This window comes from Clostridium sp., assembly GCF_017888565.1.
GTDB lineage: Bacteria > Bacillota > Clostridia > Clostridiales > Clostridiaceae > Clostridium.
Window position 1 is genome coordinate 25085 of sequence record NZ_JAGHFX010000097.1, and the last position, 23315, is coordinate 48399.

Below are 23315 nucleotides of genomic sequence, written 5' to 3' on the forward strand. Positions count from 1 at the left end.
TATAATAATATTATATATATAAAATAAGATAATATCAATATAAAAACTGCCTTATGTGATAAAAAATAACTCATAAAGAGGTGGTGATATTGTATTAATTGGTATTGAGTATATTAAGGTTAATGTTATAATGGTAATATATAGTAAGTATGGAGGAGTAGGTAAAATGATAAGAAGTAATAAAATTAAATTAAGTATTGTCTTTATGGCTACTATATTTTTTATGTTCACAGGCTGTAAAGCAAAAGTGGAGGAAAATGTAACTCAAGATGCGGAAAGAAAAGAAATATCAATAGTTGTTCCAAATGGAGTTCCATCTACAGCAATCTCAAAATTAATAAAAGAAAATATACAGATTAATGATAATTATAATATTAATTATTCTATAGAAAATACATCAGATACATTAGCAACTTCAGTTATGAAAGGAGAACCAGATATAGCTATAGTTCCATCTAATCTAGCAGCACAAGCTTATAATAAGGGACTCGGTTATAAGTTAGTTGGGACAACTGGGTATGGAGCTTTGTACTTAGTTTCAACTGAAGAAAAAATAGACTTTAATGATATAAAAGGAAAAGAAGTGTATAACATAGGGAATGGACTAACTCCAGATATAGTTTTTAAAGCTTTATTAAAGGAAAGTGGAATATTAAATTATGTAACTTTAAGTTATGTAGGAGGAGCTACAGAATTAGCACCAGCAATATTAAGTGGTAAGGCTAAGTATGCTGTGGTACCTGAACCAGCATTAACTACTATATTAAGTAAAAATCCTAATATAAATATAATAGCTAGTTTAAATGATTTATGGAAAGAAAAATTTAATAGTAAAAATGGATTTCCACAAGCAAGTATAATAGTAAAAGAAGAAATAATAAATAATGATAAGGATTTTCTTAATGAACTTATAGATAAGGTAAATAACTCTATTCAGTGGGTAAATGAAAATAATAAAGAAGCTGCAGATTATTCAGTAGAAAATGGATCACAAGTAGAAGCTTCTATAATAGAAAAATCAATAAAAAATAGTAATATAAGCTTTTCAAAGGCAAGAGATAGTAAGGAAGACTACTTAGAGTATTTTAAGGTTTTAGAAAATGAAAATGCAAAATCAATAGGAGAAAAGATACCAAATGAAGACTTCTTCTATGAAGGATAAAAAGATTATATTCATATCGCTATTTATAATAGTAGTGATATGGATATTTTTATCCAATAAAATTAATAACTCTATTTATTTGCCTAAAATAAGTGAAATAATAAATGAAATATTAAGGATAATGAAAGAAAAGAACTTTTTATTAAATATAATCAATTCATTGCTAAGAGGATTTATAAGCTTTTTTATAGCATTAATAATAGCAATAGTTTTAGGAATATTTTCTGGATTTAATAAATTTGCATATAACTTTTTATATCCAATTAATTCAATATTAAAATCTATACCAACAATAGCATTTATATTAATAGCACTAATTTGGCTAAATAAAAATTATGCACCTTATTTGATAGGAATAATTATAGCATTTCCTATTTTATATGAAACAACTGTGAATTCGATTTTAAATGGAAATAGTGAATTAAATGAAATGGTTGAAGCTTTTGAGGTTAGTTTTTTTGATAAACTTTTAAGCATACATATTCAAGCAATAATAATTAGTATTTCATCTATAGTGACATCAACATTTTCTTTAGTTCTTAAAGTAGTAATAGCAGGGGAAGTTTATGGTCAACCGTTATATGGAATAGGAACTGCAATACAAGGTGAAAAAATTAATTTTAATACATCAGGTATATTTGCGTGGATAATTATAGTAGCAATATTATGTTATATAACTGATAAGATCATTATATACTTTACAGGCAAGCTAATTAATGGGAGGAGGTATATAGTTGATTAAATTTAACAATGTTAACATAAGGTTTGATGATAGAGTATTATATGATGATTTCTCAATAAACTTTGAAGAAAACACTGTAAACTTTATAATGGGAGAATCAGGTATAGGTAAGAGTACTTTAACTAAATATATAAAAGATCAATTAATTTCAAGTGGAAATAAAGTTAGTGTCGTTTTCCAAGAAAGTAGATTAATACCTTGGAAAAATGTATATAATAATTTAGATATTGTGATTAAAAATAGATTAAGGAAAGATGAAAGAAAAGCAAAAATCAATGATATATTACAAAATATGAATTTATTAAATTGCAAAGATTTATACCCACATGAGTTAAGTGGTGGTATGAGGCAAAGAGTAAATATAGCTAGAGCCGTGATATATGATGCTGATATTTTTATCATGGATGAGCCTTTTAAAGGCTTAGATAAGGCAAATAAAGAAAATATTATTAAATATATAAAACAATATTTTTATGATAATAAAAAAACAGCTATAATTATAAGTCATGACATAAACGAAGCAAAAGAGTTTACAAAGAAGATAATTTTTTTAAAGAACGAGCCTGTAAAAAAAGAAATAATTGAAGTTTAAAAGAAGTGAGATTATTAAATAGAGTAATATAGATATAGGATAGTTAGTGTAATAACTAATAAATCCTATATCTTTTTTTATTATATTTTAAAAAACATGGAAAAACATATTTAAACAATTTGTTAATTATATAACAATCAATTATAAAACTGTGATAATCATCACAGTTTTTAGCGATAGTTAATGATAAAATTAAAAATCATAAAATAATATAACGAGTTTAAAAATTATGAATTGGAGATGTAAGTTATATGAAAAAAATTCAATCAACTTGTAATTTATGTGCTTTAGCATGTAACATAGATTTCTATGTAGATAATGGTAAGATTCAAAAGGTTTCACCTACTGTTGATTATCCAGTAAATAAGGGGTTTTGTTGTATTAAAGGATTAAACTTAGATAAGCAACAAACAAAAGTTAAGGCAAGAAAATCCCCATTATTAAGAGATGAAAATGGAGAAATGAAAGAAATATCTTGGAATAAAGGCTTTGAAGTTTTTGCTAAAAAAATGACTGAAATTCAAGCTAAATATGGTAAAGAAAGTGTTGCATATATTAGTACTGGACAAATGACAACTGAAGAAATGGCGTTGCTTGGACATATAGGAAGAAATTACATGGGTATGCATGGAGATGGAAATACAAGATTATGTATGGCGACATCAGTTGTAGCGCATAAGCAAAGTTTTGGTTTTGATGCTCCTCCTTATACTTTAAATGATGCTGAACTTTCAGATACTATAATTTTAATTGGAGCTAATCCAGTTATAGCACATCCAGTTTTTTGGGGAAGAATAAGAAAAAATAAGGATGCAAAAATAATAACAGTTGATCCAAGAAAATCAGAAACAGCAATAAATTCTCATATGTGGGTAGATATTAAACCTAAATCTGATTTAGTTCTATTATATACATTAGCAAATGTATTAATTCAAAATGGTTGGATTGATAAAAAATATATAGATGAGCATACAGAGGGATACGAAGACTTTAAAAATCATGTTTCTAAATTTACTTTAGATAATGTAGAAGAAGAAACAGGAATATCTAAAGAAAGAGTTTTAGAACTAGCAGAAATAATACATAATGGGAAAAGAGTATCATTTTGGTGGACAATGGGTGTAAACCAAGGATATCAAGCAGTAAGAACTGCACAATCTATAATAAACTTAGCACTGATCACTGGAAATATTGGTAGACCAGGAACAGGTGCAAATTCATTAACTGGTCAATGTAATGCTATGGGATCAAGAGCATTCAGCAATACAGCAGGACTATATGGCGGTGGAGATTTTGATAATCCAGTAAGAAGAAAAGCTGTAGCGGAAGCCTTAGAAGTTGACGAAAGTGTATTAGCAACTAAGCCAACGCTTCCTTATAACGTTATAATAGAAAAAGCAATTGCAGGAGAAATTAAGGGATTATGGGTAATATGTACAAACCCAAGACATTCATTTACAAATAATGATGAATTTAAAAAAGCAGTAGAAAATTTAGATTTCTTAGTTGTACAAGATATATATGAAGATACTCACACTGCACAGCTTTGTGATTTATATTTACCTTCAGTTCCAGCTATAAAGAAAGAAGGAGTCCTTATTAATACTGAGCGTAGATTGTCAAAAGTTAATCCAGTAGTACCAAAAGAAGAGGGCGAATTATCTGATTTTGAAATATTCTTAAATATAGGTAAAGCGTTAGGTATGGGAAGTTTACTTGATAATTGGAAAACTCCAAGAGACGTATTTGAATTATTAAAAAAATGTTCTAAAGGAATGCCTTGTGATATAACAGGAGTTACTTATGAAATGTTAGAAGGCAAAAATATGGAAGGCTCAAGAGGAGTTCAATGGCCATTCAAAGAAGGACAAGTTATAGAAGAGGATGAAAGAAGACTTTATGAAGATGGCAGCTATTATACACCATCAAAGAAGGCTAAGTTCCATTTTGAAGATATAGCAGAAAATCCAACAGAGACTTCAAAAGAATTCCCTTATATATTAAATACAGGAAGAGGAACTGTAGGACAATGGCATACTCAAGTTAGGTCTAGAGAAATAGAATATAATAAAATTTATAGCAAAGAATCTTATATTTTAATGAATCCAGAGCTAGCAAGAGAATTAAATATTAATGAAAATGAAAGAGTTAAAATAGCTTCACAAAATGGTAATACTAATGAATTTAATGTTGTTTATTCAGAAAATGTGAAAAAGGATCATATATATGCACCAATGCATTATATTGAAACAAATTCCTTAACTCCTTCAGTTTATGATCCTTATTCAAAAGAACCATCTTTTAAAACTGTTGCAGTGAATATTTTTAAAAAATAGGGGGATTCAATATGAAGAGAATAAAAATAGATAGATCGAAATGTGTTGGATGTCTGACTTGTACAACGGCATGTATTGTTTCTCATAATTCAGAAGATACAAGAAGCAGAATAACAATAGATAGTAGTGGAAAGTATGCTCCAATTTTTTGTAGACATTGTGATAAACCAGAATGTGTTTACACATGCATGACTGGAGCTATGAGCAAAGATAAGGAAACAGGATTAGTTACTTATAATAAAGAGCGTTGTGCAAGTTGTTATATGTGCATAATGGCATGTCCTTATGGAGTATTAAAAGCTGACAGTAGAGCACAAAAGGAAATAATGAAATGTGATGCATGCAAAGATAAGGGGACACCACAATGTGTAGAAAAATGTCCAATGGCAGCTATTACATTAGAGGAGGTGCCTAATTAATGAAATATGTAGTTATAGGAGCATCTGCAGCTGGGATTAGTGGAGCAAAAACATTGAGAGAATTAGATAAGGATGCAGAAATAATATTAGTTTCAAAAGATACTGAAGTATATTCAAGATGTATTTTGCATCATTACATTTCAAATCATAGAAATGTAGAACAATTAAACTTTACATCTATGAATTTCTTTGAAGAGTACAATATAAGATGGATAAATGGTGTTGAAGTTATTTGTGTAAATGATGAAAATAAAACTTTAACTTTATCTAACGATAAAGTTTTAAGTTTTGATAAATTATTGATTTGTAGCGGAGCTTCATCATTCATTCCACCAGTTGAAGGATTAAGAGAAGGAAATAATGTAGTTGGACTTAGAAATTTAGAAGATGCAGTGCTTATAAAAGAAAAGGCAGCTAAGGTTAAAAATGTAGTTGTATTAGGAGCAGGACTTGTTGGAATAGATGCAGTAAGTGGACTTATTGATACAGGTGTAAATATATCTTTAGTAGAAATGGGAAATAAGGTTTTACCAATACAATTAGATGAATATACTTCAGAAGTTTATAAAAAGAAGTTCACAGAAAATGGAGTGAATTTAAAGCTTGGTGTTAGAGCAGAAAAATTAATTTTAGATGAAAATAAAGATCCTAAAGCTTTAGTAATTAATACTGGTGAAGAAATACCATGTGAATTAGTTATTGTAGCTACAGGGGTAAGATCTAACGTTAACTTTTTGAACTATAGTAATGTTGAATGTGATAAGTTTGGATTAATAATAGACGAAAAAGGAAAGACTAATATTAATGATATTTATGGAGCAGGAGACGTAACCGGAAGAAATCCTATATGGCCAACAGCAGTAAAAGAAGGGATAATTGCTGCAAACAATATGTTAGGAAAAGAAATGATAATGACAGATTTCTTTGGAAGCAAGAATACTATGAATTTTGTTGGTGTTGCAACTATGTCTTTAGGTGATATAGAACCAAAGGATGAAACTTACAAAGTTGAAATAAGCATAGATGGCGAAAACTATAAAAAGATAATACACAAAGATGGCAAAATTTATGGAGCAATAATCCAAGGAGATTTATCTTACGCAGGCGTGTTAACACAACTTATAAAAGAAAAAATAGATATATCCAAAGTAACAAAAAATATCTTTGATATAGATTATGCAGATTTCTTTAATATAGAAAAGAATTTTGAATTTAGTTATAAATAATAATCTTTATATGGAAATTAGTATTTTAGCTAATTTCCATATAGTTTAATTAAATATTAAATCTTTATTGCAAATTATGTAGTTAATATTTTATTAATAATATATTTTAAAGAAGGATTATTATAAAAAATATAGAACATAATAAGTATAAATTTAAAGTTAAATAAAGCTATTAAATAAAGCTATTAAAAATTAATAGTTAAAATATACTTAAAGGATGAAAATTATGTCTAAGGTAATTAATATAATTGGAGAAAAGTCAAATGTGGGAAAAACATTTGTAATGGAAGGGTTAATAAGGGAATTAAAAAATAGAAATTTAAGTATAGCAACAATAAAGCATGATGTTCATGGGTTTGATATTGATAAAAAAGGAAAAGATACATATAAACATAGGGAAGCGGGTTCAGAAACTGTAATAATATCTTCAAGTTCTAGGCTTGCAATAATAAAGGAATTAAATGAAGAAACTGAAATTTACGATCTTATAAACTTAGCAATGGATAAAGATATAATTTTAGTAGAAGGATATAAGAAAAGTAATTTAAGAAAGATAGAAGTATATAGAAGTGGTGTTAGTAGTAAAATAATAACACCTAAGAATAATCTTATAGCAGTAGCAAGTGATACAAATTTAAGTTTAAATGATGTTTTAGTTGTAGATAAAAATAATTTTGAAGAACTTGCTGATTTAATAGAAAAAGAAGAAGATTTTAAATTCGAACATTATCAATGATATTTTCTAGAGCATAGTATTGCCTAAGGATACATTCTATGGATACTACGCCTGAATTTTAGATTCACAGGGTGTTTATTTGAAAAGATAGCATCTCCACGATTTGGGAAGGAAAATAAGTTGATTTAAATATAGTATACTTATAGTTAATATAGGTCTAAAAATAAAAGTAAACTTGCTATTATTTTTAGGTTTATATATTAAGTACATTTTAACACTATTTAAAGTGTTTATTTATATTTAAATTAAAAGCTTATTACTCACCAAATTTATGGGTAATAGGCTTTTTTGTATAGAAAAGTATAAAATATTATTATTCTAAAATGATAATTGTATAAGTTTATAGTTATTTTATCTTAATGATTGAAAAGTATGTGTATTTTGCATTTCTCATTCTTCTATTTTCAAGTTGATGTATGTAAATTTTTGTTGACTTGGAGGGAAGTGATGGAATGAATAAGTTTACATACAATATTTTTAAAGGGAGGAAGAACGTGAAATCCTTTATTTCATTAGAAGAAGCAATAGAAATATTAAATAATAATGTGAATAATTTGAGTATAGAAGAGATAGATTTAATTCAGGGATTAAATAGAGTAATAAGTGAAAATATCTATGCACAAATAAATAATCCACCTTTTGATAAATCAGCAATGGACGGGTATGCATTAATTTCTAAGAATACTGAATTAAGTAATAGGAAGCTTAGGGTAATAGATAAGGTTTATGCCGGAGGTGTTTGTAGTAGTGTTGTTAATGACAATACAGCAGTTAGAATCATGACAGGTGCACCAATTCCTAAAGGAGCAAATGCTGTTATAAAACAAGAAGATGTAGATTTAGAAGATGATTTTATTATCTTAAAGAAAAGTATAAATGAAAAGGAAAATATATGCATAAAGGGAGAAGATATCTCAAAAGGAAGTCTGCTTTTAAAATCAAACAAAAAACTTGATTATGCTGATATTGGAATTTTAGCTTGTTCTGGAATAAATAAAATAAAAGTATATAAGAAACCTAAGATAGCGTTTATAAGTACTGGTGATGAAGTCATAGATATAGAATATGAACTAGGAGAAGGGAAAATTTATAATAGTAATAAATATTCCATTTTATCAAGAATAAAGGAGCTGGGTTATGAAGTTAAATACATTGATCATATAAATGATAATTTTCATGAAATAGGTAGCTATATTGAAGAAGTTTCAAAGGAAGTTGATTTGATAATTACAACTGGAGGGGTTTCAGTTGGAGAAAAAGATTTATTAAAAGATGCTATAGACACTACAAGTGGAGAAAAACTTTTTTGGAAAATAACTATTAAGCCTGGCTCAGCGGTTTTATGTAGCATGGTAAATAAATCAATTGTAATTAGTCTTTCAGGTAATCCTACAGCAGCTTTAACAACATTTGAATTATTAGTTAAACCAACTCTTGAAAAATTATCTGGATATAAAGAAATTAAAATAAATCGAGAAAAAGCAATATTATCAAAAGATATCAAAAAGAAAAGTCCTCAAAGAAGGTTTATAAGAGGATATGTAGAGGTTAATAATTGCAAACAATATGTACATATAACACAAATTAAATCAGGAAATGGAATACTTAGTTCTGCAATAAATTCAAATTGCATAATTGAAATAGAAGCTAATAATGATGGGAAAAATCAAGGAGATTTAGTAGATATTATAAAGCTTTAGGAGAAAAAGATGATAGATAAAACATTAGCCATTTTAGCAGGTGGAAAAAGTAGTAGGATGAATTATAATAACAAAGCATTATTACTTTTTAAAGAAAAAACCTTTATAGAAAATATAATGGATGCAGGAAAAGATTTTGATGAAATAATTATCATATCTAATAAAAAAGAAGATTATAGAAAGTTTAACTTAAAAATTTTTGGTGATATTTATTTAGGAAATGGCCCTTTAAGTGGAATACATTCAGCACTTAAAAATGCAAAAAATGATAAAGTTTTATGTATTGCTTGTGACATGCCTTTAATTACAAAAGATACTTTAAACATTATAGGAAATGCAAGTGAAGAATATGAAGTTATAGTACCTAAAATCAATGAAAGACTTCAGCCTTTATGTTCAGTGTATTCTAAAAGTTTAATTCCTAAAATTGAAGATGTTTTAATAAAAAATGAAAATAAATTACAAAAGTTTATAATGTCAACAAAATACAAAATATTAGAAAATGAAACATATAAAGATCTAAATGAAAGAGATTTCTCAAATATAAATACAATTAATGAATATAATGACTTGGAGGAGATTTGATGTATACTGTCGGAATAATAACAAGTAGTGATAAGGGATACGCAGGAGAAAGAGAAGATAAAAGTGGAGCAGTTATTAAAGCGATAATAGAAAATGCAGGCTTTAAAGTTGAAAGAGTGGTAATTGTACCTGATGAAAAGGAAATGTTAAAAAAGGAATTCATACATATGAGTGATGAGTTAAAGGTTAATTTAATATTAAGTACAGGTGGAACTGGATTTTCGAAAAGAGATATAACTCCAGAAGCAACTAAGGAAATAATTGATAGAGAAGCACCAGGAATCTGTGAAGCTATAAGAATGTATAGCCTTCAAATAACTAAAAGAGCAATGCTTTCAAGAGCAGTATCTGGAATAAGAAAAGATACTCTTATAGTAAATTTACCAGGAAGCCCAAAGGCATGTGAAGAAGCTTTAGATTTTATATTAGATGAATTGAAACATGGAATTGGTATATTAATAGGAGAAGCAAAGGAATGTGCAAGAAAATAGGCACATTTATAAAAATATCTATTGAAAATTTGTAACCATGCAAATGATTAACTTTATAGGAGATGCATTAGAATGAAGATGATAAGCGTATATAATTCTGTTGGGTGTATATTATCTCACGATGTTACACAAATAATACCAGGAGAATTTAAAGGAAGACTTTTCAAAAAGGGTCATATTATAAAAGAAGAGGATATTGAAAAACTATTATCTATAGGAAAAGAGCACATTTATGTATGGGAACCTAGTGAAGGAGAACTACATGAAAATGATGCTGCAATTAGAATTTCTAATCTTGTACTTGGGGATGGAGTTTGTAAATCAGAAGAAATAAAGGAAGGAAAAGTTGACTTTTTTGCAGATATTGATGGAGTTTTAAAAATAGACAAAGAAGAGTTATTTAAGATTAATAGTCTTGGAGAAATAATAGTATCAACTCTGCATAATAATACTCCAATAAGAAAAGGTGAAAAAATTGGTGCAACAAGAGTTATTCCATTAATAATTGATGAACAAAAAATCATTAATGCAGAAAAATTAATAAAGGATAAAATAATTTATATAGAGGAAATAAAACCTAAGAAATGCTTACTTATCACAACTGGTAATGAAGTTTATAGTGGGAGAATTAAAGATGCCTTTCTACCAGTAATAAAATCAAAACTTGGATATTATGGTAGTGAAGTTATTAATCAAGTTATTTTGCCAGATTCTAAGGAAAGAATAATAGAAGAAATAAAGAATGGGTTAAAAGAAAATGTAGATATGATTATATGCACAGGTGGAATGTCTGTTGATCCAGATGATGTAACTCCAACAGCAATAAAAGAATGTGGTGGAGAACTTGTTACATATGGTTCACCAGTATTACCAGGAGCTATGTTTTTATTAGCTTACTATAAAGACATTCCAATACTAGGAGTACCAAGTTGCGCTATGTATTCAAAAAGAACTGTATTGGATTTAGTACTGCCAAGAATACTAGCAGATGAAAAATTAACTTTAGGGGATATAGCAGATTATGGACATGGTGGATTATGTTTAGATTGTAAGGTTTGTACCTTTCCACATTGTTCTTTTGGGAAGTAGGAGGATATAATGAATAGTAAATTTACTCATTTTGATAATAGTGGAAATGCAAGAATGGTAGATGTATCAGAAAAAAATAAAACTGAGAGAGTTGCAATTGCAGTTTCAAAAATAAAAGTAAGAAAAGAAACATTAGAACTTATAAAAGAAGGGAAAATAGGTAAAGGAGATGTTTTAGGAGTAGCTAGAGTTGCAGGAATAATGGCAAGTAAGCAAACATCTAATTTAATACCTATGTGTCATCCTTTAATGATATCTAGCTGTAACATTGATTTTGAAATAAGTGAAGAAGAAAATAGCATTGAAATAAAAGCCACTGTAAAAATAGTAGATAAAACGGGCGTTGAAATGGAAGCTTTAACTGCAGCTACAATTTCAGCATTAACAATATATGATATGTGTAAAGCTGTAGATAAAAGAATGGTTATAGAAGGTACTCATTTACTTAAAAAAACAGGGGGTAAGAGTGGAGAGTTTAATTTTTAGATAACTCTTCAAAATAATATGAAAGATAAGTATGATAGAGAAATAGACTATTTAAGAATTTCATTAACTGATAATTGTAACTTAAGATGTATATATTGTATGGAAGAAAAGAATAATACCTTTCTTAAAAATGAAGATAAATTAACTAATGATGAAATATATAGAATAGTATGCGAAAGTGCAAAGCTTGGAATAAAAAAAGTTAGATTTACTGGTGGAGAACCTTTAGTTAGAAAAGATATAGTAGAGCTTATGCAAAGAATAAATACAATACAAGGTATAGAGGAAATATACTTAACTACAAATGGAATATTGCTTGAGGAAAACGCAGAAATTCTTGCAAAAGCAGGATTAAAAGGTGTTAATATAAGTTTAGACTCATTAAGAGAAGAAACATTTAAAAGATTAACTAGATTAGGAGACTTAAAAAAGGTATTAGCAGCAATAGATAAATGTATTTCACTTGGAATAAAAGTGAAATTGAATACAGTTATGATAGAAGATATTAATGATGATGAAATAATAGATTTTGTAAATTTAACATTACAAAAACCCATAGATGTGAGATTTATAGAGCTTATGCCTATTGGGGTAGGAAGTAAATATAAAGGAATTAATAATGAAGCTATTATAGAATTTATAAAAAATAATTATAAAAATTTTGAAGAAGTTAAAAGAATTAAGAGTGGTGGACCAGCAGCTTATATAAAATTAGAAGGTGCTAAAGGTAAGATTGGATTTATTAGTGCTATAAGCAATTGTTTTTGTGAGGATTGTAATAGAATTAGATTAACTTCAGAAGGATTTTTAAAGCAATGTTTACATTTTAATTATGGGATTGATTTAAAAGAACTGATTAGAAATGGAGCTTCTGATAATGAATTATCAATTGCAATAGAAAAGAGTATTTTTGATAAACCAGAAAAACATTTATTCATGAAAAATAGTAAGGATAAAGAATTAAAATTTATGAATCAAATTGGAGGGTAAGAATATGAGCAAAGTTTTAGCTATATGTACAAGTAAACATAAGGGAACTTTAAAAAATGAGGTTGAAGAAGCAAATTTCATAGAGGAATTTGGAATAGAAGGTGATGCTCATGCTGGTAAGTGGCATAGACAAGTGAGTTTATTAGCTTTTGAAAAGATTGATGAATTTAGAAATAAAGGCGGAAATGTTGATTTTGGTGCATTTGGGGAAAATTTAGTTGTTGATGGAATAGAATTAAATAAACTCCCAGTTGGACAAAGGTTAACAGTTGGAGAAGTACTTTTAGAAGTAACTCAAATTGGTAAGGAATGTCATGATAAATGTGCTATATACTATCAGGTCGGAGAATGTATAATGCCTAAGAATGGAATATTTACTAGAGTACTAAAAGGTGGAAAAGTAAGAGTTGGAGATAAATGTACTTTATTAGATAATGAAAAAAAAGTATTTACATTATAATAAAGAAACATCTAGATATTAGATTTTAATAATCAAGTATCTAGATGTTTTTTATTTATACGAAAGTATAAAAGTTTGAAATTTTAAAAATTAAATTATTGATGGTGTTAGAATTTTAATATTTAAGAATACACTAATTTTATAGTTATGGTTTGCTAATTTTTAATTAGATAGATATAAGTTTTTGTTGCTCTCAAAAGCTATGAATGAATAAGTAAATTTATACATACCCAGTTGTTTAATATGTATATAATAAGCGAATAATACTAATAATAGCTATAAAATGTTTAATGAAGAGGAGTAAAAATATGAAAGTTGTTAGATCTACTTGTAACTATTGTTCTATAGCATGTAATTTTGATTTTCATGTTGAAGATGACGGATTTATACAAAGGGTTAAGCCAGCAAAGGATTATCCTGTAAATAGAGGCTTTTGTTGCGTTAAGGGGCTGAACTTAGATAAACAAAATACTATATATGAAAATCCAGTATTACCACTTTTAAGAAATGAAAAGGGAAAGCTAGAACATATATCTTGGGATAAAGCATTTAATATATTTGCAGAAAGAGTAAAAAAAATTCAAGATAAATACGGTAAAGAAAGCTTTGCATTTTTAAGCACGGGACAGTTATGTACAGAAGAAATGGCATTAGCAGGGCATATTGGAAGAACATTTCTAGGTGGAAATGGAGATGGTAATACTAGACTTTGTATGGCAACAGCTGTTGTTGCATATAAACAAAGTTTTGGATTTGATTCCCCACCATATACATTTGAAGATTTAGAACTATCTGATGTAATGGTATTTATAGGATGCAATCCTGTTGTGGCTCATCCAATTCTTTGGAGCAGAGTAATAAAGAATAGGAACAAAGATAAAAAAATTATTACTATAGATCCAAGAAGAAGTGAAACAGTTACTAATTCAGATATGTGGATAGATTTAAAACCAAAAAGTGATTTAAGACTTTTATATACATTAGCGAATATATTGATTGAAAAAGGTTGGATAGATGAAGAGTTTATAAAAAACAGTACAGAAGATTTTGAAGGTTTTAAAAAACATGTTAAAAAATATGATGTAAATGATGTTGAAGAGTATACAGGAATTTCAAAAGGAAGAGTATTAGAATTAGCTAAAATAATACATGAAGGTAAAAGAGTATCACTTTGGTGGACTATGGGAGTAAATCAAGGATATCAAGCAGTTAGAACTGCACAAGCAGTAATAAATTTAGCTCTTATGACTGGGAATATTGGTAAACCAGGTACTGGAGCAAATTCAATAACAGGTCAGTGTAATGCTATGGGTTCAAGATTATTTAGTAATACTACTGGACTTTATGGTGGCGGAGAATATACTGATAAAGCTAGAAGAAAAGTTGTAGCTAAAGCTTTAGAAATTGATGAGGATATGCTACCTAAAAAGCCTACAATACCATATAATGCAATAATTGAAGGTATAAACAATGGAACAATAAAAGCTCTTTGGGTATTAGCAACAAACCCAGTTGTTTCATGGATAAATAGTTTGGAATTTAAAAAAGCAGCCGAAAAATTAGAGTTTTTAGCAGTGCAGGATATTTATAGTGATACAGAAACATCTAAATATGCCCATCTTATATTACCTTCAACAAATGGACTGAAAAAAGAAGGTGTGCTAATAAATACAGAAAGAAGATTATCTAAAATTCAACCAGTACTTGAAAAGAGAAAAGATGAGTTAAGTGATTATGATATTTTACTAGGAATAGGAAAAGCTCTTGGAATGGGAAGTCTTTTAGATAAATGGAAAACACCTAAAGATGCCTTTGAAGTATTAAAAGAATGCACTAGGAATATGCCTTGTGATATAACTGGTGTAAGTTATGATATGTTAAAAGATTCTAAGGGGGTTCAATGGCCTTTTAAAGAAGGCGATGATATTGAAAAGGAAGAAAGAAGATTGTTTGAAGATAAAAAGTTTTATACTCCAAATAAAAAGGCAAAATTTATTTATGAAGATATTATGAGTCCTCCTTTTGAACAAAATGAAGAATATCCATATATTTTAAATACAGGTAGAGGAACTGTTGGGCAATGGCATACACAAACAAGAACAAGAGAAATTCCTGATGTAGAAGCAATTATAATGAAAGAGGGATACATAAATCTTAATACGGACTTGGCAGAGGAGCTTGATATTAAAGAAAATGATATTGTTAAAGTAAGCTCGCCAAATGGAGTAAGTAACAAATTCCTTGTTAAGTTAAGTAGAACTGTAAAAAAAGACCAACTTTATGCGCCAATGCATTATATAGAAGCAAATTCTGTACTACCATCAATATTTGATACATATTCAAAGGAACCTAATTACAAATATGGTCCAGTAAAAATAGAAAAAATTAATTAGGAGATTATTATGAAAAGAATAAAAATCGATAGAAAGAAATGTATAGGATGTTTAACTTGTACTACTGCTTGCAAGGTCTCTCATGGCTCTAGAGATACAAGAGGAAGAATAGTTATTAATAGTGAAGGAAGATATGCACCAATTTACTGCAGACATTGCACAAGACCGGAGTGTGTATATTCATGTCCAACAGGGGCAATGCGAAGAGATGATGAAAGTGGATATGTTATTTATGATAAAAGCCGATGTGCAACATGCTATATGTGCATTATGGGTTGTCCGTATGGAGTATTAAAAATGGATTATCAAACTAATAGAGAAGTAATGAAATGTGATATGTGTTTATCTACAGATACTAAATATCCACATTGTGTAGATAGATGTCCTATGGGAGCATTAACCTTAGAGGAGGTATATAAATAATGGCATATGTTATAGTAGGTGCATCAGCATCTGGAATTAATGCAGCAAGAACAATTCGAGAACATGATAAAGATGCAGAAATAACTTTAGTATCTAAAGATGATCATGTTTATTCAAGATGTATACTTCATCATTTTTTAGATGGAAGAAGAGATATAGAAGATTTAGACTTTTCACCAGACAATTTTTTTGAAATGTATAAAATAAAATGGATAAAAGGAGTAGAAGTTATTGGAATAGATATAAAAGAAAAATTATTAAAGTTATCTAATGAAGATAGTTTAACTTATGATAAAGTTTTACTTGCTACTGGATCATCGTCATTTTTACCTCCAATAGAAAATTTAAGAAGTGCTAATAATGTAATAGGATTAAGGAATTTAGATGATGCTATAAAAATTAAAAATATTGTGCGAAAAGTGAAAAATGTTGCGATTTTAGGTGCAGGACTTGTTGGTGTTGATGCGTTAGCAGGATTATTAGATTACAATTTAAATATAACATTGATTGAAATGGGTGATAGACTTCTGCCACTTCAATTAGATAAATATGCTGCAAATATATATGAAGAAAGATTAAAAAAAGAAGGAGTAAATTTGAAGTTTGGTGTAAGAGCAGAAAAAGTGATTGTAGATGATGAAAATAATCCTATCTCTATAAAACTTAATACTGGAGAAGAAGTACCATGTGAATTGATAATTGCTTGTACGGGAGTTAGAGCCAATGTAGGATTTTTGAAAGATAGTGGAATAGAATGTGACAAGTTTGGTCTTATAATAAATGCAAAAGGTGAAACAAATGTCAGAGATGTTTATGGCGCAGGAGATGTAACAGGAAGAAATCCAATATGGCCAACAGCAGTTAAAGAAGGTATGATAGCTGCAAATAATATGGTTGGTAAAGAAACATTTATGGAAGATTATTTTGGAAGTAAAAATACAATGAATTTTTGTGGAGTGGCTACTATGTCATTAGGTATGGTTGTTAAGCCAGATGAAAGTTATGAAGAAATAACGGATATTGACGGGAAAGATTATAAAAAGATAATTTATAAAGATGGAGCAATTTATGGAGCTATAGTGCAAGGAGATTTATCATATGTTGGGGTTTTGACGCAACTTATAAAACAAAAAATAAATGTTGATAGAGTTAAAAAAACTTTGTTTGATATTGATTATTCAGACTTCTTTAATGAAACAGAAAACTTAGAGTTTGTATACTAAAGAAAAATGAAAAAGGAGTATATTATGGAGAATAAATCTCTGTTAAAAAAGATAAAAAATATGCCTGTACCAATTTTACCAACAATGGTTGGAGCAGCTACTTTATCTAATGTATATCAAATTTTGGGATATACATGGATAAGGCACATAACAATGGTATGTGCAACTATAATATTAATTGCTTATGTTATAAAGATAACAATTTATTTTGACACATGTAAAAGTGAATACAGTAATACAGTTCCTTCAAGTTTATATGCAGGATTTACTATGATATTAATGATATTAGGATCTTATTATTTTGATTTTAATGAAATAATAGGAAAGGGCCTGTGGTATATAGGTATAATATTACATGCAATACATATAATAATTTTCACGTATAAAAATGTATTTCCAGGAGTAGATAAAGAAACGTTTGTTCCAAGTTGGTTTGTAACATATAATGGTATAATGGTTTCGACTGTAGTTGGAATTCCTATGAAGGAACCTTTTATTTGTAAGATTATAGTGTATTATGGGATTGTAGTTTTTTTATTAATAATACCGTTTATGATTTCTAGGTTAAGGAAAGAGCCTATAAATGATGCCTTATTTCATACTCAAGCTATATTATTAGCGCCATCAAGCCTTTGTTTGGTAGGTTATTTAAATTTTATAGATAATCCTAATAAGATATTTGTATATATTCTTTACTCAATAATATTTTTAACACTATTATTTATTTTATATATGTTGCCTAAGTTTTTTTCTTACAATTTTACGCCAGGGTTTGCAGGTTTAACATTCCCTATGGCAATAGGTATAGTTGCATCAATTAAAGCATCTTCATTTTTTATAAAATTGAATAATCATTTTTTAGGGTATGCTATAAAAGAAGTAAGTGGAATACAAATATATATTACTACAACGATAATAGCATATGTTTTGTATAAATTTGTATACATATTATTTAAAAGTTTAAGAACTAATTAAATAAGAATATTACACTTCATTAAGCTAGATATTATTATAGTTAAGAGAAGTGTAGTATTTTTTTATTTTAATAAAAATGATAATTTGTGATAAATATCACGGAAATTATATTTATTAGTGATATAATGCTAGTGTTGAATTATGATAAAAGATCTTTTATACATATATAAGTGAAAAAATTAACAATAAGTATTGAAATTATAATGTGAATTTAATAGAATAATTAAAACTAGCTTAGGAGGAATTATGAAAAATAATTTAATTTTTAGAAAAATAGAAAAATTACCTGTTCCAATATTACCTACAATGGTAGGAGCAGCAACATTATCAAATATTTATTCATCATTAGGATATACTTGGGTAAGACATTTAACAATGTGGATAGCAACTGGTATTTTAATAGCATATTTGATTAAAATTTTAGCATTCTATCCTACTTGTAAAAAAGAATATTCAAACACAGTTCCAGCTAGTCTTTATGCAGGAATAACTATGATAACTATGATATTAGGTGGTTATTACTTTGACTATAATAATTCTTTTGGAAAAATGCTATGGATTACAGGAGTGTTATTACATACAGTACATATAATTATATTTACATATAGAAATGTTATTAAAGGAGTAAATAAAGATACATTTGTTCCAAGCTGGTTTGTAACTTATAATGGTTTAATGGTTTCAACAGTTGTAGGTTCTGTAATGAAAGAACCTTTAATAAGCAAGATAGTACTATACTATGGTATAATAGTATTATTATTAATATTACCATTCATGATTATAAGATTAAGAACACAACCTTTAAAAGAAGCATTTTTTCATACACAAGCAATATTATTAGCACCATCAAGCCTTTGTGTAGTTAGTTATATAAATGTCGTTGAAGAGCCTAATAAAATTCTATTATATTTATTATATATTTTAGTGTTAAGTACACTTTTATTTGTAGTGTACAAGCTACCGAAATTTTTCTCTTATAAATTTACTCCAGCTTTTGCAGGATTAACATTTCCAATGGCAATAGGTACTTTGGCTTCAATTAAAATGTCAGGTTTTTTAATTAATGATGGATATGAAATAATAGGAAATATCATAAAGCAAATATCAGGAATACAAATATATATTACTACAGGCATAATAACATTTGTTCTATTTAATTTTTTTACTATGTTTATGAAAAATATTAAAGAAAATTAAAATATGTTTAATTTAAAAGAAATTGTATAATAATAATGATACAATTTCTTTTTTTATAATTCAAAAAATATATTCACAAATTAATAGAAATAGAGTATTATATAATTATAAAATAAACATATCGGAATAGTGGGATAAATAAGGAGAGGTTAAAATGAAAATAGCAAAAAGTTTAGTTGAATTAATAGGGAATACACCATTACTAGAATTATCTAATTATAATAAGGAAAAGAACACTTTAGCGACTATTATAGGTAAATTAGAATATTTCAATCCAGGAGGTAGTGTAAAAGATAGAATTGGATATGGAATGATAATTGATGCAGAAAAAAATGGAGTTTTAAATAAAGGCTCTGTAATTATAGAACCTACAAGTGGAAACACAGGAATAGCTTTAGCATTTGTTTCTGCTGCAAAAGGGTATAGATTAATATTAACTATGCCAGAAACTATGAGTTTAGAAAGAAGAAATCTTTTAAAGGCTTTAGGGGCTGAATTGGTTCTTACTCCTGGATCAGAAGGGATGAAGGGAGCAATAGCTAAGGCAAATGAACTTAAGGGCACAATAGAAAATTCAGTTATCCTACAACAATTTGAAAATCCATCTAATCCTGAAATTCATAGAAAAACTACAGCTGAAGAAATATTAAGAGATACAGATGGAAAGGTTGATATATTTGTAGGCGGAGTTGGTACAGGCGGAACAATTACTGGAGTAGGAGAAGTTTTAAAAGCTAAAAATCCTAATGTAAAAATAGTAGCTGTTGAGCCAACAAATTCTCAAGTTATTGCAGGTGGAAAGCCAGGACCTCATAAAATACAAGGAATAGGAGCAGGATTTATACCACAAAATCTAAATGTTTCAATAATAGATGAAGTAATTGCAGTAGAAAATGAAGATGCTTTTAAAGCTTCTAAAGATATTGCTAGAACAGAAGGATTGTTAGTTGGAATTTCAGCAGGAGCAGCTATAGTAGCAGCTACAGAACTTGCAAAGAGAGAAGAAAATAAGGATAAAAATATTGTGGTTCTATTACCAGATACAGGAGAAAGATATTTATCAACTGATTTATATAAATAATTCTAATAAAGTCATTGCTATTTATAGTGGTGGCTTTTATTATTAAATATATGAGTTATAATAAAGATTATGTTCATAATTAAAAGATGTAATAATGAATAGAATTTAGATAAGGATATTATTTAATAATAAGAAATTATAGTATATACTTTTAAATTTGCTATTTAAATTGTTTAAATTCAATAACTATTTATTTGATATTATATTTTTGTTTGGATATATATTAATTGAAATATATAAAATAAAAAGGAAAAGGTGATTATGTGAAAATTTCAACTAAAGGAAGATATGGTTTACGAGCATTAATAGACTTAGCTATAAATATGGATTGTGAAAATGTAAGTATAAAGACAATATCTGAAAGGCAAAGTATTTCAGAAAGATATTTAGAACAAATATTTTCTTTATTAAGAAAAGGCGGTATCATAGTTGGGAGAAAGGGTGCTCAAGGGGGATATACATTAGGAAAAAATCCAAGCGAATTAACAATTAGTGAAATTTTAAAAGTTCTAGAAGGCGAAAATATATTTATAGATATAAATGAAGAAGAAGAAAATGAATTAGAAGATTTTATAAATAAAAATTTATGGAAAGATATAAATTGTTTAATAAGCAAATATTTTTCAGATATAACATTAGAAGATTTAGTAAATGATTATAAGAAATCAAAAGATACAATTATATACTATATTTAAGAAGTGGCTTTGCCACTTCTTTTTAAAAGCATTTAGAATCTAGTTCATTTGAGATTGCCATATTATAAATATATGAATTGCAAATTTCAATAATAAATTCTTCTTTTTCCTGAGCTGTAAGAGTAAGTTTGTTTAGCATATTGTGATATTTCATAACATAAGCTTTCATATCTCCAAGAGCCTTATAAGAGTAATAGTTTAAGCTATCGTTATTTATATTATAGTGGTCTTTTAGCAAATTATAAAATATTCTACCACCAAATAAATCTGCTAAAAATCTTGTATATGCATGAGCAATTATTAAATTAGGATTCTTTTCACAAACATGATTAATTCTATCTACATATGCTATAGTAGACGATAGAGGCTTAAATGAGTTAGTTGATAAAATGTTTTTTAAATCTTCTTTGATTAATTCAGATCTATATAATTCTGTTGTTACAAATGGAGTAATTTTTTCTATATCTTTTAATTTCTCTAAATTACTTTCAATAGCTTGATAAACGTAATATAAGTTATATATATATTCAGCGTAACTTTCAACAGTAGCATTTTTTTCTAGAAGTCTTCTTGTAAAACCGTTATTTTCAGTTGCTTTGTGCAATATATTACTTCTATTTCTAATTTCCATCATTAAATTATTCATTATAGTCACTCCTTTAAAATAATAATTAAGTAAAAATTGTTATTACTTAAGTCTTTATATTAATAATAGTTTTTAATCTCTAAAATATCAAACTCCGTATATCCTTAAATTCTTTAAAATTTTTCCTTGAAAACTGAAATTAAGAAGTAAGCATTTCATATCTTGAACTTTGTTCATAATAATCAATATATGAACAAAGTTCATATATTTTATGAAGAATTTCAAAAAGTAGAGCCTATAATTAAAAAAGTTAGTTAATTGTGATATAAGAAATCTTAAAAGTCATATAAATATATTTATATGATAATACATTTATATATATATTAAATTATGAAGAATTATAAATGCAATAAATGTTAATTTCTTTAAAGATAAATGTAAAATTTTATAATATTAATAATTTAAATAAAGACTAGAGTTTAATACTATGTTGTAAGAAAATGGCTAGAATGCTATAATGTAATTGATTTCAAAGGAAGGTGGATGGTGATTCTTATGATTAAAAAAAATTCCAAAACTTTTTCAAGATTTATAACTATCTCTATTATTACCTTGATAGTTTCTTTTATCTTAGGGCAAATTATTTCTAGTTTCAAAGGGTATAATTTTAGCGATGTGCTTTTTGTTGAAGGCATAATAATATTAATGATGGGAATATTTTCTGCAGTTGGAGGAAATCCTATGAGCTTATCTCTTCAAGATTTTGGTCAAATTAATCCACAGTGGCTAGCTAATATAAGCTTAGAAACAAATGAAATCGATAGAAGAAGAATAATTGATTCATGTAAAGTTAATATAAATATTGATATTACAACTATATCTTTAGTAATTGTAGGATCAATATCTTTGCTAATAAGCTTTATTTTATAGAAATATATATAATTTGGGTAAATATTCTCTTTTAAGAATATTTACCCTATTTTTATAATAATTTAAGAGTGATAAATAATATAATATTATAAAGGTGACGAATTTGAAATTAAATAAAGTTTTATTATTAGTAATTATCCCAATTAGTCTTTTGGTTATATTAGTATTATGTAAAGAAAATTTAAGAAGCTATTTTAAGATAAGTTATAGAACTTTTTATAATATAAATATTAGTTATAATGATCTTAACTTATTAGAAAAAGATTTAAATGTTATAGATTTAGACTATAAATGGAAAGAAGATTTAGAATTAAATAATAATCCAAATAAGATAATATATCATCATTCTGCAAGAAAAGAATGGAGTCCTGAAGGGATAAATGAATATCATAAATCTAAAGGTTGGATAGGAATAGGATATCATTATTATATAAGAAAAGATGGAAGTATATATTCTGGAAGACCAGAAAATGCAGAAGGTGCTCATACAAAGGGTGAAAATAACAATTCAATTGGAATTTGTTTGGAAGGAAACTTTGAAGATGAATATCCAAGAGACGAACAATTAGAAAGTTTATATAAATTATCATTATATATATCATTAAAATATGATATATATAAAATAATAGGCCATAAAGATGTTTATAGCACTCTTTGTCCAGGAGAAAACTTTTCGATTGAAGATATTAGAAATCAAGTAATAAGTTTAATTAAAAATTATAATAATGCGCAGTCTCAGAAATCTATTTAATATAAAATTATTGAATTTTAAGTAAGATTTATAGATTTAAAAAAGTT

At 27.2% G+C, this 23315-nt stretch carries 24 protein-coding genes and 1 riboswitch; of the genes, 23 read left to right on the forward strand and 1 reads right to left on the reverse strand.

What is annotated here, in order from left to right; translation table 11 throughout:
- Positions 1-166: 166 nt before the first annotated feature.
- The 21 genes from J7M87_RS18835 (at position 167) to J7M87_RS18935 (ending at position 21001) form a co-directional block, all read left to right on the forward strand.
- Positions 167-1162: an MqnA/MqnD/SBP family protein gene (locus J7M87_RS18835; RefSeq protein ID WP_291653539.1), complete on the forward strand. Its 996-nt coding sequence runs from the start codon at positions 167-169 to the stop codon at positions 1160-1162.
- Positions 1137-1904, forward strand: a complete 768-nt coding sequence (locus J7M87_RS18840) for an ABC transporter permease subunit (RefSeq protein ID WP_291653541.1) — start codon at positions 1137-1139, stop codon at positions 1902-1904. The genes J7M87_RS18835 and J7M87_RS18840 overlap by 26 nt, the downstream gene beginning before the upstream one ends.
- A complete protein-coding gene (locus J7M87_RS18845; RefSeq protein ID WP_291653543.1) occupies positions 1897-2496 on the forward strand; it encodes an ATP-binding cassette domain-containing protein in 600 nt (199 codons plus the stop codon). The genes J7M87_RS18840 and J7M87_RS18845 overlap by 8 nt, the downstream gene beginning before the upstream one ends.
- Before the next feature lie 251 nt (positions 2497-2747).
- Positions 2748-4832 carry a nitrate reductase gene (locus tag J7M87_RS18850; RefSeq protein WP_291653545.1) on the forward strand — a complete coding sequence of 695 codons (2085 nt, stop codon included), beginning with the start codon at positions 2748-2750 and terminating at the stop codon, positions 4830-4832.
- Positions 4833-4843: 11 nt separating this feature from the next.
- Entirely contained in the window at positions 4844-5251 is a 408-nt protein-coding gene (locus J7M87_RS18855; RefSeq protein WP_291653546.1) for a 4Fe-4S dicluster domain-containing protein, read from the forward strand.
- Positions 5251-6477, forward strand: coding sequence for an FAD-dependent oxidoreductase (locus tag J7M87_RS18860; protein WP_008679301.1), 1227 nt, complete (start codon positions 5251-5253; stop codon positions 6475-6477). The genes J7M87_RS18855 and J7M87_RS18860 overlap by 1 nt, the downstream gene beginning before the upstream one ends.
- A 226-nt stretch (positions 6478-6703) precedes the next feature.
- Complete coding sequence (gene mobB / locus J7M87_RS18865; RefSeq protein WP_291653550.1) at positions 6704-7213, forward strand: molybdopterin-guanine dinucleotide biosynthesis protein B; 510 nt, start codon at positions 6704-6706, stop codon at positions 7211-7213.
- Positions 7205-7343: riboswitch (molybdenum cofactor riboswitch) on the forward strand. It overlaps the preceding gene by 9 nt.
- Before the next feature lie 364 nt (positions 7344-7707).
- On the forward strand, positions 7708-8913 hold the full coding sequence (glp, locus tag J7M87_RS18870; RefSeq protein WP_291653552.1) for a gephyrin-like molybdotransferase Glp: 1206 nt from the start codon (positions 7708-7710) through the stop codon (positions 8911-8913).
- A 9-nt stretch (positions 8914-8922) separates the two neighbouring features.
- Positions 8923-9498 carry a molybdenum cofactor guanylyltransferase gene (locus J7M87_RS18875; RefSeq protein ID WP_291653554.1) on the forward strand — a complete coding sequence of 192 codons (576 nt, stop codon included), beginning with the start codon at positions 8923-8925 and terminating at the stop codon, positions 9496-9498.
- Positions 9498-9989: a MogA/MoaB family molybdenum cofactor biosynthesis protein gene (locus tag J7M87_RS18880; RefSeq protein WP_291653556.1), complete on the forward strand. Its 492-nt coding sequence runs from the start codon at positions 9498-9500 to the stop codon at positions 9987-9989. Before J7M87_RS18875 ends, J7M87_RS18880 begins: the two co-directional genes overlap by 1 nt.
- A 72-nt stretch (positions 9990-10061) precedes the next feature.
- On the forward strand, positions 10062-11078 hold the full coding sequence (locus J7M87_RS18885; RefSeq protein WP_291653558.1) for a molybdopterin-binding protein: 1017 nt from the start codon (positions 10062-10064) through the stop codon (positions 11076-11078).
- A gap of 9 nt (positions 11079-11087) precedes the next feature.
- Entirely contained in the window at positions 11088-11564 is a 477-nt protein-coding gene (gene moaC, locus J7M87_RS18890; RefSeq protein WP_291653560.1) for a cyclic pyranopterin monophosphate synthase MoaC, read from the forward strand.
- 18 nt (positions 11565-11582) lie between these two features.
- Entirely contained in the window at positions 11583-12554 is a 972-nt protein-coding gene (gene moaA, locus J7M87_RS18895; protein WP_291653562.1) for a GTP 3',8-cyclase MoaA, read from the forward strand.
- Between the two features lie 4 nt (positions 12555-12558).
- On the forward strand, positions 12559-13014 hold the full coding sequence (locus J7M87_RS18900) for an MOSC domain-containing protein (RefSeq protein WP_097032876.1): 456 nt from the start codon (positions 12559-12561) through the stop codon (positions 13012-13014).
- 308 nt (positions 13015-13322) lie between these two features.
- The gene (locus tag J7M87_RS18905) at positions 13323-15407 is read left to right on the forward strand and encodes a molybdopterin oxidoreductase family protein (protein WP_291653565.1); all 2085 of its coding nucleotides are present in this window, start codon (positions 13323-13325) and stop codon (positions 15405-15407) included.
- Between the two features lie 9 nt (positions 15408-15416).
- Positions 15417-15830, forward strand: coding sequence for a 4Fe-4S dicluster domain-containing protein (locus J7M87_RS18910; RefSeq protein ID WP_291653568.1), 414 nt, complete (start codon positions 15417-15419; stop codon positions 15828-15830).
- A complete protein-coding gene (locus tag J7M87_RS18915; RefSeq protein WP_291653570.1) occupies positions 15830-17053 on the forward strand; it encodes an FAD-dependent oxidoreductase in 1224 nt (407 codons plus the stop codon). The genes J7M87_RS18910 and J7M87_RS18915 overlap by 1 nt, the downstream gene beginning before the upstream one ends.
- Positions 17054-17077: 24 nt before the next feature.
- Positions 17078-18028 (forward strand): TDT family transporter, encoded by a 951-nt coding sequence (locus J7M87_RS18920; RefSeq protein WP_291653571.1) that lies wholly within the window; start codon positions 17078-17080, stop codon positions 18026-18028.
- Between the two features lie 246 nt (positions 18029-18274).
- Positions 18275-19225, forward strand: a complete 951-nt coding sequence (locus J7M87_RS18925; RefSeq protein ID WP_291653573.1) for a TDT family transporter — start codon at positions 18275-18277, stop codon at positions 19223-19225.
- A 154-nt stretch (positions 19226-19379) separates the two neighbouring features.
- On the forward strand, positions 19380-20306 hold the full coding sequence (cysK, locus tag J7M87_RS18930; protein ID WP_291653575.1) for a cysteine synthase A: 927 nt from the start codon (positions 19380-19382) through the stop codon (positions 20304-20306).
- A gap of 263 nt (positions 20307-20569) precedes the next feature.
- Entirely contained in the window at positions 20570-21001 is a 432-nt protein-coding gene (locus J7M87_RS18935; RefSeq protein ID WP_291653576.1) for an Rrf2 family transcriptional regulator, read from the forward strand.
- A 22-nt stretch (positions 21002-21023) separates the two neighbouring features.
- Here the strand turns inward: J7M87_RS18935 and J7M87_RS18940 are convergent, their stop codons facing one another.
- Positions 21024-21647 (reverse strand): biliverdin-producing heme oxygenase, encoded by a 624-nt coding sequence (locus tag J7M87_RS18940; RefSeq protein WP_291653578.1) that lies wholly within the window; start codon positions 21645-21647, stop codon positions 21024-21026.
- A 495-nt stretch (positions 21648-22142) separates the two neighbouring features.
- Between J7M87_RS18940 and J7M87_RS18945 the strand changes: the two genes are divergently transcribed.
- Complete coding sequence (locus J7M87_RS18945) at positions 22143-22517, forward strand: hypothetical protein (RefSeq protein ID WP_291653580.1); 375 nt, start codon at positions 22143-22145, stop codon at positions 22515-22517.
- Between the two features lie 103 nt (positions 22518-22620).
- Positions 22621-23268 carry an N-acetylmuramoyl-L-alanine amidase gene (locus tag J7M87_RS18950; RefSeq protein ID WP_291653582.1) on the forward strand — a complete coding sequence of 216 codons (648 nt, stop codon included), beginning with the start codon at positions 22621-22623 and terminating at the stop codon, positions 23266-23268.
- Positions 23269-23315 lie beyond the last annotated feature (47 nt).

Excerpts from the sequence above, each read along its gene's own strand:
- J7M87_RS18835 (WP_291653539.1), top strand. The coding sequence starts at position 167 with ATGATAAGAAGTAATAAAATTAAATTAAGTATTGTCTTTATGGCTACT.
- J7M87_RS18840 (WP_291653541.1), top strand. The coding sequence starts at position 1,137 with ATGAAGACTTCTTCTATGAAGGATAAAAAGATTATATTCATATCGCTA.
- J7M87_RS18850 (WP_291653545.1), top strand. The coding sequence starts at position 2,748 with ATGAAAAAAATTCAATCAACTTGTAATTTATGTGCTTTAGCATGTAAC.
- J7M87_RS18855 (WP_291653546.1), top strand. The coding sequence starts at position 4,844 with ATGAAGAGAATAAAAATAGATAGATCGAAATGTGTTGGATGTCTGACT.
- J7M87_RS18860 (WP_008679301.1), top strand. The coding sequence starts at position 5,251 with ATGAAATATGTAGTTATAGGAGCATCTGCAGCTGGGATTAGTGGAGCA.
- mobB (WP_291653550.1), top strand. The coding sequence starts at position 6,704 with ATGTCTAAGGTAATTAATATAATTGGAGAAAAGTCAAATGTGGGAAAA.
- J7M87_RS18875 (WP_291653554.1), top strand. The coding sequence starts at position 8,923 with ATGATAGATAAAACATTAGCCATTTTAGCAGGTGGAAAAAGTAGTAGG.
- J7M87_RS18880 (WP_291653556.1), top strand. The coding sequence starts at position 9,498 with ATGTATACTGTCGGAATAATAACAAGTAGTGATAAGGGATACGCAGGA.
- J7M87_RS18885 (WP_291653558.1), top strand. The coding sequence starts at position 10,062 with ATGAAGATGATAAGCGTATATAATTCTGTTGGGTGTATATTATCTCAC.
- moaC (WP_291653560.1), top strand. The coding sequence starts at position 11,088 with ATGAATAGTAAATTTACTCATTTTGATAATAGTGGAAATGCAAGAATG.
- moaA (WP_291653562.1), top strand. The coding sequence starts at position 11,583 with ATGAAAGATAAGTATGATAGAGAAATAGACTATTTAAGAATTTCATTA.
- J7M87_RS18900 (WP_097032876.1), top strand. The coding sequence starts at position 12,559 with ATGAGCAAAGTTTTAGCTATATGTACAAGTAAACATAAGGGAACTTTA.
- J7M87_RS18905 (WP_291653565.1), top strand. The coding sequence starts at position 13,323 with ATGAAAGTTGTTAGATCTACTTGTAACTATTGTTCTATAGCATGTAAT.
- J7M87_RS18910 (WP_291653568.1), top strand. The coding sequence starts at position 15,417 with ATGAAAAGAATAAAAATCGATAGAAAGAAATGTATAGGATGTTTAACT.
- J7M87_RS18915 (WP_291653570.1), top strand. The coding sequence starts at position 15,830 with ATGGCATATGTTATAGTAGGTGCATCAGCATCTGGAATTAATGCAGCA.
- J7M87_RS18920 (WP_291653571.1), top strand. The coding sequence starts at position 17,078 with ATGGAGAATAAATCTCTGTTAAAAAAGATAAAAAATATGCCTGTACCA.
- J7M87_RS18925 (WP_291653573.1), top strand. The coding sequence starts at position 18,275 with ATGAAAAATAATTTAATTTTTAGAAAAATAGAAAAATTACCTGTTCCA.
- cysK (WP_291653575.1), top strand. The coding sequence starts at position 19,380 with ATGAAAATAGCAAAAAGTTTAGTTGAATTAATAGGGAATACACCATTA.
- J7M87_RS18940 (WP_291653578.1), bottom strand. The coding sequence starts at position 21,647 with ATGAATAATTTAATGATGGAAATTAGAAATAGAAGTAATATATTGCAC.
- J7M87_RS18945 (WP_291653580.1), top strand. The coding sequence starts at position 22,143 with ATGATTAAAAAAAATTCCAAAACTTTTTCAAGATTTATAACTATCTCT.